The 15,863-nt window shown below is 47.7% G+C and carries 15 protein-coding genes; 12 read left to right on the plus strand and 3 right to left on the minus strand.

What is annotated here, in order from left to right; genetic code table 11:
• A complete protein-coding gene (locus tag QJS83_RS02880; protein WP_284607578.1) occupies positions 1-1,554 on the plus strand; it encodes a RecQ family ATP-dependent DNA helicase in 1,554 nt (517 codons plus the stop codon).
• Here the strand turns inward: QJS83_RS02880 and QJS83_RS02885 are convergent, their stop codons facing one another.
• A complete protein-coding gene (locus QJS83_RS02885) occupies positions 1,555-2,319 on the minus strand; it encodes a substrate-binding periplasmic protein (protein WP_284607579.1) in 765 nt (254 codons plus the stop codon). It lies immediately after the preceding gene.
• A 132-nt stretch (positions 2,320-2,451) separates the two neighbouring features.
• Between QJS83_RS02885 and QJS83_RS02890 the strand changes: the two genes are divergently transcribed.
• From QJS83_RS02890 to QJS83_RS02900, 3 genes are read left to right on the plus strand one after another with little or no spacing between them, the layout of a single operon-like run.
• Positions 2,452-3,201 (plus strand): hypothetical protein, encoded by a 750-nt coding sequence (locus QJS83_RS02890; protein ID WP_284607581.1) that lies wholly within the window; start codon positions 2,452-2,454, stop codon positions 3,199-3,201.
• On the plus strand, positions 3,198-4,079 hold the full coding sequence (locus tag QJS83_RS02895; RefSeq protein WP_284607584.1) for an NAD-dependent epimerase/dehydratase family protein: 882 nt from the start codon (positions 3,198-3,200) through the stop codon (positions 4,077-4,079). The genes QJS83_RS02890 and QJS83_RS02895 overlap by 4 nt, the downstream gene beginning before the upstream one ends.
• A complete protein-coding gene (locus tag QJS83_RS02900; RefSeq protein ID WP_284607586.1) occupies positions 4,066-4,578 on the plus strand; it encodes a secondary thiamine-phosphate synthase enzyme YjbQ in 513 nt (170 codons plus the stop codon). The genes QJS83_RS02895 and QJS83_RS02900 overlap by 14 nt, the downstream gene beginning before the upstream one ends.
• Here QJS83_RS02900 and QJS83_RS02905 read toward each other — a convergent pair.
• Positions 4,575-5,252, minus strand: coding sequence for an alpha/beta hydrolase (locus QJS83_RS02905; RefSeq protein WP_284607587.1), 678 nt, complete (start codon positions 5,250-5,252; stop codon positions 4,575-4,577). The two genes, QJS83_RS02900 and QJS83_RS02905, sit on opposite strands and share 4 nt — an antisense overlap.
• 34 nt (positions 5,253-5,286) lie before the next feature.
• Here QJS83_RS02905 and QJS83_RS02910 point away from each other — a divergent pair, with 34 nt between their 5' ends.
• Together QJS83_RS02910 and QJS83_RS02915 are read left to right on the plus strand one after the other, a co-directional pair.
• Positions 5,287-6,777 (plus strand): UDP-N-acetylmuramoyl-L-alanyl-D-glutamate--2,6-diaminopimelate ligase, encoded by a 1,491-nt coding sequence (locus tag QJS83_RS02910; RefSeq protein ID WP_284607588.1) that lies wholly within the window; start codon positions 5,287-5,289, stop codon positions 6,775-6,777.
• 3 nt (positions 6,778-6,780) lie between these two features.
• Positions 6,781-8,202: a UDP-N-acetylmuramoyl-tripeptide--D-alanyl-D-alanine ligase gene (locus QJS83_RS02915; protein WP_284607590.1), complete on the plus strand. Its 1,422-nt coding sequence runs from the start codon at positions 6,781-6,783 to the stop codon at positions 8,200-8,202.
• Positions 8,203-8,415: 213 nt separating this feature from the next.
• On the opposite strand, the gene QJS83_RS02920 is transcribed toward QJS83_RS02915, so the two are convergent.
• Positions 8,416-8,880, minus strand: a complete 465-nt coding sequence (locus QJS83_RS02920; protein ID WP_284607591.1) for a CBS domain-containing protein — start codon at positions 8,878-8,880, stop codon at positions 8,416-8,418.
• 208 nt (positions 8,881-9,088) lie between these two features.
• Here QJS83_RS02920 and mraY point away from each other — a divergent pair, with 208 nt between their 5' ends.
• The 6 genes from mraY to murC all read left to right on the plus strand — a co-directional run bounded on the left by mraY (position 9,089) and on the right by murC (position 15,801).
• Positions 9,089-10,165: a phospho-N-acetylmuramoyl-pentapeptide-transferase gene (gene mraY / locus QJS83_RS02925; protein ID WP_284607592.1), complete on the plus strand. Its 1,077-nt coding sequence runs from the start codon at positions 9,089-9,091 to the stop codon at positions 10,163-10,165.
• Between the two features lie 6 nt (positions 10,166-10,171).
• Complete coding sequence (murD, locus tag QJS83_RS02930) at positions 10,172-11,560, plus strand: UDP-N-acetylmuramoyl-L-alanine--D-glutamate ligase (RefSeq protein ID WP_284607593.1); 1,389 nt, start codon at positions 10,172-10,174, stop codon at positions 11,558-11,560.
• Between the two features lie 222 nt (positions 11,561-11,782).
• Complete coding sequence (locus tag QJS83_RS02935) at positions 11,783-12,151, plus strand: hypothetical protein (RefSeq protein WP_284607594.1); 369 nt, start codon at positions 11,783-11,785, stop codon at positions 12,149-12,151.
• A gap of 79 nt (positions 12,152-12,230) precedes the next feature.
• A complete protein-coding gene (gene ftsW, locus QJS83_RS02940) occupies positions 12,231-13,376 on the plus strand; it encodes a putative lipid II flippase FtsW (protein WP_284607595.1) in 1,146 nt (381 codons plus the stop codon).
• A complete protein-coding gene (gene murG / locus QJS83_RS02945) occupies positions 13,373-14,443 on the plus strand; it encodes an undecaprenyldiphospho-muramoylpentapeptide beta-N-acetylglucosaminyltransferase (protein ID WP_284607597.1) in 1,071 nt (356 codons plus the stop codon). Before ftsW ends, murG begins: the two co-directional genes overlap by 4 nt.
• Positions 14,440-15,801 (plus strand): UDP-N-acetylmuramate--L-alanine ligase, encoded by a 1,362-nt coding sequence (gene murC, locus QJS83_RS02950; protein ID WP_284607598.1) that lies wholly within the window; start codon positions 14,440-14,442, stop codon positions 15,799-15,801. The genes murG and murC overlap by 4 nt, the downstream gene beginning before the upstream one ends.
• Positions 15,802-15,863: the final 62 nt, after the last annotated feature.

Below are 15,863 nucleotides of genomic sequence, written 5' to 3' on the forward strand. Positions count from 1 at the left end.
ATGCAAGTGGATCTCGGGCCGCAAGAAAGCCTTTTACAAAAATATTTCAATCTTTCCCAGTTTCGCCGCGGTCAAAAAGAAATTATTGATGCGGTGATGGCCAAAAGAGATGTGCTTGCAGTTCTACCAACCGGTGGTGGCAAGTCTCTTTGTTATCAATATCCCGCGGTTCATTTCCAGCAGCTTGTAATTGTTATTTCTCCGCTGATCGCTTTGATGAAGGATCAAGTGATGGCTTTGCGCAAGTTGGGAATTCCAGCGGGCTGCCTTCACTCGGGCCAATCTGATGATGAAAAACGCGAGGTTTTTGCGGAACTCAACAAAGGCGGCGCTTTTATTCTGTATCTTTCTCCGGAGCGTGCGCAAAAAGAAGGCTTCCAAAAATGGGTGCAGCACAAACAAATCGCATTGTTCGCGATTGATGAGGCCCACTGTGTCTCACAATGGGGGCACGACTTCCGTGAAGAATACGCTCAGCTCAATAATTTGAAAAAACTCTGCCCGCAAGTTCCGATCCTGGCTTTAACCGCGTCGGCGACTCCGACAGTTTTGGATGATATTTCCAAACACTTGCATCTAAAAAATCCGGCGCGCATGGTGCATGGATTTTACCGCTCCAATTTGTATTACCAGGTGGAGCTCTGTGAAGACGAAGAAGCAAAAGTCGCCTTTCTTTTACAAAGTATTAAACAGCATTCTCAAGGGCGTATTATCGTTTATTGCGGAACTCGCAAGGTGACCGAAAGTATCGCTCTGCTGCTGCAAAAAAAGTTTTCGCAAGTAGGTTTCTATCACGCGGGTCTTTCGGCGGAGGTGCGCGCGCAAACGCAAGACGCTTACGCTCGGGGGGATCTAAGAATTCTTGTTGCAACGAATGCTTTCGGTATGGGCATCGATCAGCCCGACGTGCGCTTAGTGGTGCATAATCAGATTCCAGCCAATATCGATGCTCTTTATCAAGAGATGGGCAGGGCGGGCCGTGACGGCGAGGATGCGACTTGTTTGACTTTGTACTCTAAAAAAGACAAAGGCCTGCAGTCGTATTTCATTCATAGCTCTGAGGCTCCGGAAGAAATCAAGGACGCGCGCTGGCGAAACTTAGACGCCTTGGTGAACTATGCTGAGGGCGGTGAGTGTCGTCACGCGGAAATTCTAACCTACTACAAAGATTCGCAGCGTATTGAGCGATGTGGTCACTGCGATAATTGTGCGCCTCAGTCGGCACGAAAAGTCTCCAAGCCCCTGTATCAAAAAGTGGATGAAACTTTGCAGGTTATTAAAACGGCTTTGACGAAGGCGAAGAAAAAGAAAGTGGATCCGGATCTGGTTCTGGATGAAGTGCAGGAAAAGCGCTTTCAGCTTCTTAAACATTGGCGCAAAGAAAAAGCGAAGGAACTTGATGTTCCAGCCTTTGTCGTCTTTAGCGACCAGACTTTAAAACATTTGGCTATCAAGAACCCTCACTCGATGGACGGTCTTAAAGCCATTCACGGCATTGGCGAAGCGAAGCTTGAAAAATTTGGTTGGGATCTTTTGGCCGAACTTAAAAATTAATTATTTTAAAAGTCCTTTTGCCGCCATATCGATATATTTTTGCGATAGTTTTTCGTAGTTGTAACCGTCCAATTCCGCCGTAAACGCTTTGTTCATGCGTTCAACGATCGCAGGATTCGCAGTTTTTGAAAAGGCCGCGTACATACGATTGGGTTTTTCGCTGCCTGGAAAAGGAAGAACCTTGATTTCAGGACCGTTGTTTTGCGCATTATAGAAATAAGCAGTGCTTGAAAAAATAAAATACGCGCCCCAGATTTTCTTTTGCGCTAACTTCTCCATATTCACCTGGATGGAGTTATCCGTCGCCGGCTCCCAAACGATGTTCTTTCTATTCTTTTCTAAAAATGGCGGAGGCGTTCCTCCGCGCAGCCAGCCGATTTTCTTTCCTTTGATGTCGTCGTCTGTAGTAACTCTTTCGAGACGATCGGAAGCGAGAACGACGATCCCTGTTTTTCCCCAGAACGGCGCAACCTCTGAAAAAACAAAAACTTTTTCCCGCTCCGGTGTTTTCGCAAGACGGTAGATGGCGTCGACTTTTCCCGTCTCTAAAAGATGTAATGCGCGCATGTAAGGAACGGGACCGACCCACTCGATTTTTACTTGGGCTCTTTTCGCGGCTTTCTCCCACACTTCGTGAGAGGCGCCGTATAAGCCCGTCGATGTTTTTAAGATTTCGGGAGGAAAATTATAATAGGAGACACGCAAAGTTTCTGCCGCATGCCCTGAAGACGCCAGACCGAAAAGTACCAGAAGAATGAAATACATATGTTCCCATTTTCTCTTTTCCATTGAAAGAAGCCAAGTGAATTCGGATTACGGGATTGAACCGAAGGTGCATGGAGCGATACTTCGCACTGCGCGCTGGAGATGCGCACGACGCTCGTTCACAATTTGTTTATGCAGAACTTTTCTAAAGACATTAAAGAAATCATTTCTTCGGTCCTAAAATCAGAATCGGAAATTCTTGCGGCGTGGTTCGGAGGCTCCACGGCGACAGGTTTTGAAGATGCGCTGTCTGACACGGATGTTGTCACTATCTGCAGACAGCCTGAACTCGTTTTTTCTTTGTTGGAAAAAGTTTTTTCGGAAAAATTTGAGATTACTCACATTTGGGAGGTGGAAGATTCTCCGTGGAAAAACTTTTCTCAAAAGTTTTATATTTTTAATGGCGGCCCTGCGACCTATTACGTGGACGCAGGTGTTTTTCAAAGCACGGACGAATACGACTACCGCGAGTATTTCAATGTTGAGAGGCATGGTTCGCCGCAAATTATTTTCGATCGCGAGGATATTCTAAAAAAAGCAGCGCTCTCGCCGCGAGCGGAAGTCCCGACGACCTTAAATGAAAAGAATTGGTGCGCGCGTTTTGAAATTCTTTATCGGACTTTCTCGAAAGAAGCCTTGCGTGGAAAGTACATCGACAGTTTTGTTTTTTATCAGAGGCTCGTGGCATTATGGGTGCAGCTTTTGCGTCGCGAACATTCCCCGCAGAAACATGACTTCGGTTTGCGCTATATTTATCGTGACCTCCCTGAAGCTGAAGCGCAGTGCATAGAGAAATATTTAAGAGTTCACGATATAAATGATATGAAAAATTTTGCGGTGGAAATCCGTCAGCGAATTTTAGAAAAAAGGATGTCCTCATGAAGATTCTTGTGATTGGTGGAACTCGTTACTTCGGAAAACGTTTTGTGCACAGGATGATCGAAGCTGGTCATCACGTCACGGTGCTGAGTCGCGGAACCACGCAAGACGATTTCGGGGCTCGAGTAGAAAGAATTCATGCGGACCGCAGGGATGCTGCCGCTTTTAAAAAAGGTGTCGGTAATTTGCACTTCGATGCAGTGGTCGATCAAGTGTGCATGAATGCCGACGAAGCTCGGGCCGCGATTGAGGCATTGGCGGGGAGAGCTTCGCACTATGTGATGACTTCAACACTCTCCGTTTATGACTTTCATGGAAATTTAAATGAAGCCGACTTTGATGGCGGAAACTATCAGCCGCAAACTCCGACAAACCCCATGGAGAGCTACAAAGAGGGCAAGCGTGCAGCGGAAGCGGCGTTTCTACAAGCACCGTTTCCATGTGCGTTCCCGCGCTTCCCAGTTGTTTTGGGTGAGGACGACTACACCTTAAGACTTTTTGATCAGGTGAAGAAAATTTATCTTGGTAAACCTCTTTATTTCCCGAATATCGAAGCGCATTTTTGTTTTATCAACTCGGCCGACGCGGCTCGCGCGCTGGCGTGGTTGGTTGAAAATAAAAAAGAAGGCCCGTACAATTTTTCTTCGCCCGAAACTTTAAAGCTGAAAGAACTCGTGGCGCTGATCGAGCAGGCGACCGGGCAAAAAGCCCATCTTTTGGATCACCCTTCTGAGGAAGCGTGGTCTCCGTTTGGTGTGCCAAGTGATTGGTCTATGAATGTTGAAAAAGCGCGGCGCGAGGGTTTTGTCGCGCAGTCTTTGGCTGAATGGTTGCCGGCACTGATTCAAAAATTTGCGGGGGACGTCCATGTTGCAAGATAAAGACTGGTGCTTGGCTCCGCATGATGCCACTGGATTTCTAAAGACAGAAAAAGTCGCTGAACACAAAGTCGCAGGAAATATTTCCTGGACTGAGTATTTGCATTTTCGTGTGCCGAAGCGCTATGGTTTGATCAATATCACGGACAAGGTTGAAGAAGTTTTGCTTCGTTCTGGTGTGCAAGACGGTCTTTGTTATATCGGAGCCATGCATATCACGGCCGGAATTTACGTGAATGATGCCGAGGCGGGTTTGCTTCATGATATCTCGCGCTGGATTGAGCGCCTGGCACCTTTTGGACAAAACTACGATCATCATCGCACTGGTGAAGACAACGGCGATGCGCATTTAAAAAGTTATTTAACGAATCATCAGATTGTTGTGCCGGTGACTCGCGGGGAGTTTGATTTCGGAACTTGGCAGCAGATCTTTTATGCGGAGTTTGATGGACTCCGCGATAAAAGAGTTTTGGTGAAAGTCGTCGGACTCGGAAACTCTTAAAGCGTGTTTAAGTAGTCGCCAATCTTCGTGATCACCTGCGGTGGAATTTCGTGTCCTCCTCGGAAACTTGTCAAAGAACCCTTCATTCCATTTTGCGTAAGCAGAGTTTCGAGCTTCTGGGCCTGCTTAAAGCCAAGAATAGGATCGCCTTCGCCATGACTTTGAAAGAAACGCTGGCCTTGTCTTGCAGGAATTAACTTTTTCCACTCTTCTTGATGCAGCAAAGTGCCCGACATAATAACTAGACCTGCCGGAGTTTCCGGCGCGCGCAAGTAAAGTTCCGTGGCTAGCATCGCACCTTGGCTGAAGCCTCCAAGCACGATTTTACTCCAAGGGACTTTAAGCTGACGGATCATTTCCGAGGTCATATCGTAGGCCTTAGTCATGCCTTTCGGAGTGTCGTTGCTGAAATCACGATGTTCGCCGCGTTCAGCCGCGCGTTGAATCTCCATCATGTCAATTGTCCACCAAGCGCGTCCCATCCAAGCAGGACCAATCGGCACTTCGAGAATTCCATTGGGGAAAAGCCAATTGTAAGTTTTCTTCGTTGAAATCATTTCTCCGAGAGAAAACAAGTCGTTGCAGTCGGCGCCGAAGCCGTGAAAGAAGATAACCCAGGGCGCGTTATCGTCATTATTTATTTCTTGGCAATGTATTTTTCCGAGTTGTCTCATAACTCTGTCATACGCTACTCTCAATGGATAGTCTATGAAGTTACAGCATCTTTTCTCTATCATTCCGGGCATCGCCAGCGATCACTTCTCTGAAGCAGAGGTGTCGGGGATTTTTAATGACGCGCGTCTGGTGACTCCGGGCTCGGTGTTTGTCGCGATTCGTGGAAGCAAACTCGACGGGCATAGTTTTATCAAAGATGCGATTGCCAAAGGCGCTGGTGTGTTAGTTGTTGAAGACCGCGCTTCCGTGCCGGTGGAATACCGTGGATTTGTTTTACAGGTTCCAAACACCCGCGAGGTTCTGGATCTTCTTGCGAGCCGTTTTTATTGGGATCCGGGGCAAGAGCTTTTCTGTGTCGGTGTGACCGGAACAAACGGCAAAACTTCCGTGACTTACATGACGGAAGCAATTCTGAACAAAGGCCAAATTCCAACGGGAGTGATCGGCACAGTCAATCATCACCTGGGCGAGCAAGTGTGGCCTTCTGAAATGACGACTCCCGATCCGATCTTTTTGCAAAAGCGTTTGCGCGAGTTCCGCGCGGCAGGCGCCATGGCCGTAGCGATGGAAGTTTCCTCGCACGCTTTGGATCAAAAACGTGTCGACAGTGTTCCGTTCAATACGGTGATCTTCACAAATCTCACTCGCGATCATTTGGATTATCATCAGACGATGGATAATTATTTCGAAGCGAAGCAAAAGCTTTTTACGGATCTTTTGTGGAAGACGCACAAGCGTCCGTGCTTTGCGATCATCAATACGGCGGATAAGTTTGGCCGTCGCTTGCGTGTGGCCGATCCCGCGGTCTTGTGGACCTATGGCGCAAAAGACTCTGACATTCGTTACGACATCAAACGCATGGATTTTGCTTTGACTCATTTCAAAGTGCAAACGCCGATGGGTGACGGTGAAGTTCACCTTCCCATGTCTGGCACGCACAACGTGATGAATGCCTTGGCGGCTTTAGGAGCAGGTTTGTCTGCGGGAATTCCTCTGTCGATTTGTATTTCCGCTTTGGATGAATTCACCGGCGTTCCGGGGCGCTTGCAGTCCGTGCCAAATAATAAAAATCTTTCTGTCTTTGTCGACTACGCGCACTCGCCGGATGCTTTGGAAAATGTTTTAACGGCTTTAAATAAAGTGCGCGAGACATTGCAATCAACGGCGCGTATCTGGACGATCTTTGGCTGTGGTGGAGACCGCGATAAAGGCAAACGTCCTTTAATGGCGCAAATGGCTTTGAAATATTCTGACGAAGTCATCGTAACTTCAGACAATCCTCGCACGGAAGATCCTCAGGCCATCATCAATGATATTCTCGCCGGGGTTGCGGGTGCGGATAAATCCAAAACAACTGTGATCGTGGATCGCAAAGAGGCGATTCATGAAACTTTGAAAAAAGCGCAGTCCGGTGATGTGATTCTTATCGCAGGCAAAGGCCACGAAGACTATCAAATCATCGGCACGCAGAAATTCCCATTCAGTGATGTGAAAATCGCCCAAGAGGCAATGCAGGAGAGATAAAAGATGAGAGCCATGGACGTGCAAACTCTTGTGAAAGTGACGGGAGCGCAAACTCTCAGTCTTCAAGAAAAAAACTTTTCCGGCATTGGTACTGATACGCGTGTGGATTTGAAGGGTCAGCTTTTTATTCCTTTGAAGGGCGAGGCTTTCGATGCGCATCAGTTTTTGGATAAAGCTGTTCAGCAAGGGGCCGCAGGTCTGCTTGTGCACGAAGAAAATGAACAAGTGCAAAAGCTCAAAGGCAAGGTCACGATTCTTAAAGTTCCTGATACGTTAAAAGCTTTGCAGCGTCTGGGGACATGGGCTCGCCGTGAAGCGCGCGCAAAGGTCGTGGGTATCACGGGCTCTAACGGCAAAACAACGACGAAGGAATTCACGGCGGCACTTGTCGGTTCCGTAAAAACCGTTCACTACAACAAAGGCAGTTTCAATAATCATTGGGGTGTACCGTTTACTTTGTTGCAACTGCCGCCAGATAAAGACGTGGCGGTTGTCGAGATGGGGATGAATCACGCCGGTGAAATCACGGAGCTTGTGCATATTGCAGAACCCGACGTTGTTGTCTGCACGATGGTCGGCCGCGCACACATGGAATTTTTTGGCACGATCGAAAAAGTTGCGGAAGCAAAGGCCGAGATCTACGAAGCGTCTTCTCCTGAGACCGTTCGAATTTACAATCTTGACAACAAACAGACGCACAACATGTATGTGAAGGCTCTTGAGAAATATCCGAAAGAAAAAATCCTGACGTTCTCTTCCGAAGATCCGCGCGCGACGGTGCACTTGATGATCAGCTCAATGAACATGAGCGAGCTGACTGTGAAAGGTGTGATCGGCGGTAAAGAGGGCACGGCACAAGTGCAAGTCTTCGGCGCACAAAATTTAACGAACCTGATGGCGGCTGCGAGCATTGGTCTGGCAGTGGGTATGACGCCGGAGCAAGTATGGAAGGGTCTTCCTGCTTGTAAAACAAACTGGGGCCGCAATCAGTTGGTGCATTTAAAGTCGGGCGCACAAATGATCTTCGACGCTTACAACGCAAACCCTGACAGCATGAAGGCGCTGATCGACAACATGAAGCTCTTAACAGTTTCCGGTCGCAAGGTCGGCGTCTTCGGTCAAATGCGCGAGCTCGGCTCTGCCTCTGCAAGTCTGCACGAAGAACTTGGCACCTGGGTTGGCGCTGCGGGTTTCGACAAAGTTTATTTCATCGGCGACGACTACGATGCTTTCAACAAGGGCCTCACAAAAGCCGGCTACAAAAATCCATCATCAATTGAAAAAGACTACAAAGATTCTTCCGGCCAAGACCTCGCCAACTTCCTCAAAGAAGGCGACATCGCCGTCGTCAAAGCCTCCCGAGGCACAAAACTCGAACGCTTCGTCTTCCCCTGCAACCCCCTCGACTTCTCCGAAAAACAATAAAAGGTGCCTGCTTCTTTTTTCTGGCTACGCCGCGAAAAAGAAGCAGGAGAATTTTGCGATTTATCGAGTCCGAGACCAAACGGTCCGACGAGCAAGGCCGTCATTCGGCCAACGAATGCTCTAAATGCAAATACTCAAAAAGATTCCACTAAGATGTTCTCATATCACTAACTTTTTTCGCGCTGTAGCCAGAAAAAAGAAGCAGGCACCTTTTTAGATTCCCGCTTGGCCGACGAGGTAGGCGGTTCTTTGTAGGGCGGGGTTGAAGAGGAGTTCGCCGAGGTTCCAGGTGCGGTGGTCTCCTTTTTCGAGGAGTTGATCGAGCAAGACGAGCATGTCTTCCGATGTGACGATGCCGACGACTTCGTCTTCTTTGGTGATGAGGAAGGCCGAGATTTTTTCTTCGATCATGGACTCGACGACGGCTTTGATGGGGGCGTCGACTTCGAAAACTTTCAGAGGCGAACTCATGACTTGGTTAACAGGAGTTTCTTGTGAAGGCGCTCTTAATAGATCTCTTTCCGACAACATTCCAACAATGAACTCATCGGTTTCGTCCATAACAGGAAGGTGACGAATCCAAAAATTGGTCATCAATCGATACGCTTCGGCCACCGTGGCGTCTTTGCCTATCGTAACTAATTTTCGAGTCATGTGATCCTTCAGAGCGATTTTCACAAGAAACCTCCTGGCGAATCTTTTCTTATTATACTCCTGCAGAGGCCGCCAAGGGTGAGGGTGCTGTTATTTATCAGTGTTTTTAATAATCTCAAGTAAAATCAATAACTTATAAACTTTCTCTTGCAACCGACGAAGGACCTGTGCTAAATCCTTTAAGTTCCTAGCAAATTTAATTTTTTAGGTCACAACAGGGGATCAGCACAACATGCTCTATCAATGGCTTTATTCAATGGCGGATCAGTTTTCGCCGCTGAACGTATTTAGGTATATCACCGTTCGTACATTCATCGCCTTTTTCACAGCATTCTTGTTGTGCTGGATGTGGGGGCCGCACTTCATCAAGCGCTTGCAGTTAAAACATTTCGGTCAGGCGATCCGTGATGACGGTCCTCAAACACACAAGAAAAAAGCGGGCACGCCAACAATGGGCGGAGGTTTGATTCTTTTGTCGACTTTGATTCCATGCTTGTTGTGGGTCGACATGATGAATCCTTTGGTGTGGGCTGTTCTGATCATCACATGGGGATTTGGTTTCATTGGTTACATCGATGACTGGCTTAAAGTGAGCAAGAAAAACTCCAAAGGTCTTTCGGGAAAAATCCGTTTGGCGGGGGAGTTCCTTATCAGCGGTGCCGTCGTTGCCTACTTGGTTTTCAATCACAATCTAAGCACAGCGGTGGCAGTACCATTTGTGAAATCCGTTTCGCTCGAGCTTGGATATTTCTACATCGTGTTTGCAGCACTTGTTGTTGTGGGGACTGCAAACGCGGTGAATTTGACGGACGGTCTTGACGGACTTGCGATTGTACCGGTGATGATTTCTGCGGCGACGTTGGGACTTTTTGCTTACGTTACAGGTCACTACTCTATCGCGGCTTATTTGCAAATCCCGCATGTCGTGGGAGCGGGTGAGTTAACTCCTGTGGCAGCGACCATCGTCGCGGCGGGCATGGGCTTCTTGTGGTTTAACGCGTATCCGGCACAAGTCTTCATGGGGGACGTGGGTTCGTTGTCTCTCGGCGGATTCTTGGGTTCGATGGCGGTTATTACTCAAAATGAACTTTTGATGGTGGTTCTAGGCGGAGTCTTCGTGGTGGAAGCTCTTTCTGTTATAACGCAAGTTATTTCCTTTAAAATGACTGGCAAAAGAGTTTTCAAAATGGCGCCGATTCATCACCACTTTGAATTGGGCGGATTGACCGAAACGAAGATCATCGTTCGGTTTTGGATTATTTCTATTTTATTAGCAGTTCTAAGTCTTGCGACCCTGAAGTTGAGGTAGGTAAATATGTATAAAGAGTTTAGCGATTTAAAAGATAAAAGAATCCTTGTAGTGGGTCTTGGTAAGACGGGAGCTTCGTTGGCTCACTTCCTTACAAAACACGGCGCTCAAGTGACAGTGACAGATCACAAATCAAAGCCAGAGCTTTCCACGCAGTTGGAGCAGTTGGGCGATCTGCCAATCAAGTTTGAGCTGGGCGGACACAGTCCGAAAACTTTCATTGCGCAAGACCTTGTTGTTTTGTCTCCGGGTGTTCCGAGCAATTTGAAAATCTTTGATTACGCTCGTTCACAAGGTATCAAGATCACGGGAGAGTTCGAATTCTCTGCGGGTTTCATTAAAGAGCCGATCATTGGTATTACAGGTACCAACGGTAAAACGACTGTGGCGAAAATCACAGAAGCGATTTTGAAAGAGTCCGGCGTCAAAACATGGGTGGGCGGCGCGAATGAAAAACCGCTTGTTGATTACTTGCGCTCGGATGAAAAAGCTCAAGTTGTTATCGCGGAAGTTTCAAGCTTCATGCTTGAGCATTGCGATACTTTCAATCCAATGAACATCGTGTTCACGAACTTGGCTGAAAATCACTTGGACCGTTATCGCTCTATGGAAGAGTACGTAAATGCTAAAAGACGTATCTTCAAAAACACAAACCAAGCGACAACAAGCATCTTGAATGCCGACGACAACGCGGTTGTCGAGTTGGCGCGTGATCCAGCGGTTCAGCGCGGACGTATTTTCTACTTCTCGCGCAAACCGGCTTTGGAGCCGCAAATCATGAACATTGGTGGAGCTGTGAACATTGGCGATGAAATCCGTGTTCGCACAGGCCCCGAGATCGAAACGTTCACAATCAAAAACATGAAAATGCGCGGTAAGCACTCTGTCGAAAACATCATGGCGGCGATCTTGGCATCGCGTGAACATGGTGCGACTCGCGATGCAGTTCAACGCGTGATCGACAGTTTCACAGGCCTTGCTCACCGTATTGAGTACGTTCGTAAAGTCGGCGGAGTTCTTTTCTATAACGACTCCAAAGCGACAAACGTGCACGCAGTTCTTCGCGCTTTGGACACTTTCGATGAAAACGTGATTTTGATCGCCGGTGGTAAAGACACCAACTTGAACTACGAGCCACTACGCACGGCTGTGAAAAGAAAAGTAAAGACCTTGATCTTAGTCGGGGAAGCCAAAGAGCGTATCAATCGCGACCTTGGTGATTTCTCTGAGACGTTCTTGATCGGTACTTTCGAAGAAGCGGTTCTTATCGCTTACCAAAAGTCGAGAATCGGCGATACTGTTCTCTTGTCTCCAGGTTGTTCATCCTTTGACATGTTTGACAGTTTCGAAGAACGAGGAGATTATTTCAAAGAAATCGTGAGAAAGTTTCACTGAGTCGGACGGTTCTGCCGTTCCTCAAAGGGCCTTTAGCTTACCCTTCGGCTTCGAACAGTCCTCGCGGACGCCTCCCTTCGGGAGAGCTGCTGCGGAACTTGCCGGCGGGCAAACTAAAGGCCCTTTGAGGAACGGCAGAAGTCTTCCTCTGAAACTTTCAGCAATCATTGAAATAATTGAAATCTGTATGGATGCAGGTTGAGAATGCCTAGGAGGGCTATAGTGTTTTCGCAACGTCTTTTTCTTCTTTTAACGTCTGGAATGTTGTTTCTTTCTGGATGTGCTTCCGGAACTTTCAAAGCTCGTCAAGAGCAGCGCGAAAAAATGGCGTCTTCAACTGGGATGTACTGTGAGTTCTTAAGTGGGGATATGTTTCCTGACTTGGATGTGGAACTTAGTATGTCGATGGCTCGTCGTTGTGATGCGAATAAAACTTTTTCGATCACAAACTACAAAAACTCTTCGGATCAAAACGGTGTGATTTACTGCTGCTCTACACGCAGTCGTATGACAACTCAGACTCCAAAAAAGGCGACTCCAGCGAAAACAGAGTCTAGCGAAGCCTCTGATGCGGAAGTCATTTCCGAGTAAAAAACCGGGTCCAGCTTTTAGTTAGGACATAGACGTAAAAAAGGACTTCTGATTAAACTAAAGGTCGGGAGTTCTTTCTATGTTGAGATATTTGTCCAGCAGCTTGTTTCTTGCGATTATCACGCTTCTTGGTATCGGACTTGTTCAGGTTTATTCTTCCAGTTTCATTTTTGCGATTGAATCTTATGGTGATGGGCTTTTCTTTTTTAAGCGCCAATTAGTTTTCGCCTTGATTGCATTCGCAGTTCTGATCGGAACGATTCACATCCCTTTTAAATACATCGAAAAATACGGCTGGGCTTTGTGGTTTGTCGCTACGATCGGCGTTCTCGCAACTTACGTTCCGGGATTGGGTGTTCGTGTCGGTGGAGCTCTTCGTTGGATTCAGCTTCCTTTCGGTATTCGTTTCGAGCCGGGGGAGTTGCTGAAGATCGCTTTCAGTGTGTGGTTTGCAAGCTTGCTTGTCCGTCGCGAAAATTTCTTGGCGAAAGTGAAATGGCATTGGCTGGTGCTGGCGATGATTGCTCCTCTTGGTCTTTTGTTAAAACAGCCTGACTTCGGAACATTTGCGATTATCCTCATGGTGGGCGTGACGTTGCTTTTCGCTTTCGGTCTGCAGTGGAAATATATTTTCGCGGCGCTGGCGGTTATGCTCCCGGCGTTTTATTTCCTTGTGATGTCTGTTCCTTACCGTCGTGCGCGCGTTCTTGCGTTCTTGGACCCGTGGTCGGATCCGGCGCAAAAAGGTTTCCAAGTGATTCAGAGTATGCTCAGTTTTCATTCGGGCGGCCTTACGGGAGCGGGCTTGGGACAAGGCCAAGGCAAACTCTTCTTCCTGCCTGAAGCGCATACTGATTTCACGATGGCGGTTCTGGGTGAAGAAATGGGTTTCATCGGCTTCGTTTTGATTCTTGCCCTTTATGGCTTCGTGGTTTTCCGCGGAATTCAAATCGCGGTCAAAACTGAGGAGACCTTTAAAAGATCTTTGGCGTTGGGTTTATCAGTGACTTTTGCTCTGAGTGTCTTTATCAATGCCGGGGTGGTAATGGGCTTGTTGCCAACCAAAGGTTTGACACTTCCATTCCTCAGTTATGGCGGCAGTTCCCTTGTTTCTTTGTGTTTTATGTTCGGTCTGATCCTAAACATTGAAAATTCATTGGAAGAAGATAAATTTTCACGCCGTTTTGGCTCTCGATGGACAACGTCAAAGGTGAAGAATTCATGAGTAAGAAAACCATTGTGATCGCAGGGGGAGGAACCGGCGGTCACATTTACCCGGGAATCGCGATTGCCCGGGCCATTCAAAAACTAGATCCCAGCATCGAAGTTCATTTCGTTGGGACATCAAGAGGTTTGGAATCGAAGATTGTTCCTCGCGAGGGATTTCCTCTGCATTTGATCGAGTCCGGCCAGTTGAACGTTAAAAGCCCCCTGGAAAAACTAAAAACGCTTTTCAAAATTCCTTACGGCTTATGGCAGTCGATTCGCCTTTTGGGTCAACTGAAACCCTTGTATGTTATCGGCGTCGGTGGTTATGCTTCCGGTCCCTTCGTGTTGGCTGCCAGCTTTATTGGATTTAACACAGCGATTTGGGAGCCGAATGCGATGCCGGGAATGGCGAACCGCATTTTGTCCCGCTTTGTCGATAAGTGTTTTGTCGTTTTTTCTGAATCAAAAAAGTTTTTAAAAAACGATCAAATCATCCAAGCGGGAATGCCGATCCGCGAAGAGATCGAAAATGCTGTCCGTCAGACTGAAAGAGACGAAAAGTTCCACCTTTTGGCTTTCGGTGGCAGTCAGGGATCGCGCGTGATCAACTATTGTTTGAGCGACGCGATTTTGTCAGGCGGTGAATGGGTCAAAGGTCTCTCTGTAGTTCATCAGCTTGGCGCGTACGATTTCGCGACGGTTTCTGCGAAATACCAAAATGCTCCTTGTGAAGTTCAGCCTCACGAGTTTATCTACGACATGCCCAAATATTATCAATGGGCTGATATTATCGTGAGTCGAGGAGGAGCGAGCTCCATTGCCGAAGCTGCGGCTTTTGGCATTATTCCTATCATTATTCCGCTGCCTGCCGCTGACAATCATCAGCAAAAGAATGCGGAAAGTCTTGTCAAAAAAAATGCCGGTCGAATGATTTTACAGCAAGATTTGACTCCAGAGCGGCTCATTACCGAAGTCCAATCTTTGCGCAAGGATAAAGCTTTGCACGAAGAGATGGTTCGGAATATAAAGAGCTTCTATATCCCTCAAGCGGCGACGACGATCGCGAAGGAAATCTTGCAATGAAACTACAATACGCCAAATTTCATTTTGTAGGTATCGGTGGAATCGGTATGTGTGGTCTTGCGGAACTGCTCCACAATATCGGTGCTAAAGTCACAGGCAGCGACCTCGCAGACAATGCGAATACAGAGCGCCTGAAAGAAATGGGAGTCAAAATCTTCAAAGGCCACGCGGCTTCCAACGTTGGTGAAGCCGATGTGGTGGTTTACTCCAGCGCTATTCAATACGGTAATCCCGAAATCTCAGAAGCGCGCGCTAGACAGATTCCTCTGATTCCCCGCGCGGAAGCATTGGCTGAGATCATGCGTTTAAAGCGCGGAGTGGCCGTTGCCGGAACGCACGGAAAAACGACAACAACATCCATGACCTCGGCGATCTTTCTCGAAGCAAACCTGAGTCCCACGATCATGGTGGGCGGACGCTTTGAGTTGATCAAATCCACAGCTCTTCTGGGAACAGGAGACTGGTTGGTGGCGGAAGCCGATGAGTCTGACGGAAGTTTCCATAAGCTTTCGCCCGAGATTGCAATTATCACAAACGTCGATTCCGACCACTTGGATCATTTTAAAACATTCGAGAATTTGCAAAAAAATTTCTACGACTTTGCTTTGAAAGTTCCATTCTACGGAAAAGTGATCGCGTGTGGTGACGATCCGGTGATTCGTCAAATTTTCGAAAATTTCCCGAAACGAATTCTTTTCTATGGTTTCGATGAAAAGAACGATCTTGTTCTTAGCGGCGAGCAAGGCAAATATTCTTTGTATCGCAGCGACCGTTTGCTAGGAACGAAACACCTTGTCGGCGAATTCAGTTTGAAAGTGCCGGGACGTCACAACGCCTTGAATGCGGTGGCGGCGATTTGTGCGGGCGTGGCAGCGGGCATTCCGTTTGCGACGTGCGCGAAAGGTTTGCAGCGTTTCGAAGGTGTCGACAGACGTTTCCACTTCAAAGGTGAAAAACGCGGCATCAAAGTTTACGACGATTACGGGCATCATCCGACGGAAGTACGCGCTGTTTTGCAAGCCTTCCGTGAAAAATACCCGAATCAGCGTTTGGTCGTCTTCTTCCAACCGCACCGTTTCACTCGCACACAACATTGCTGGCATGACTTCACAACCGCTTTCAAAGAGGCGGACGAAGTTCTTCTGACGGATATTTATCCTGCAGGCGAGGCTCCGATCCCAGGGGTCAGCAGCATGCAGCTCGCGCAAGAGATGAAACACGAAAGAGCTCAGTACTTCACTCGCGACGACAAATCGGCGCAAAGAATTTTGGGTCTTCTTAAAGAAGGCGATGTCTTCGTGACTTTGGGTGCGGGCGATGGCTGGAAGCTCGGCCTTGACGTGCTGAACGCTCTCTAAGCGTTTCAGGAATTCAATGAGTCTTTAAAACAAAAGAGACTGGAAATTTCCAGTCTCTTTTT

This window comes from Bdellovibrio sp. 22V, from assembly GCF_030169785.1.
GTDB lineage: Bacteria > Bdellovibrionota > Bdellovibrionia > Bdellovibrionales > Bdellovibrionaceae > Bdellovibrio.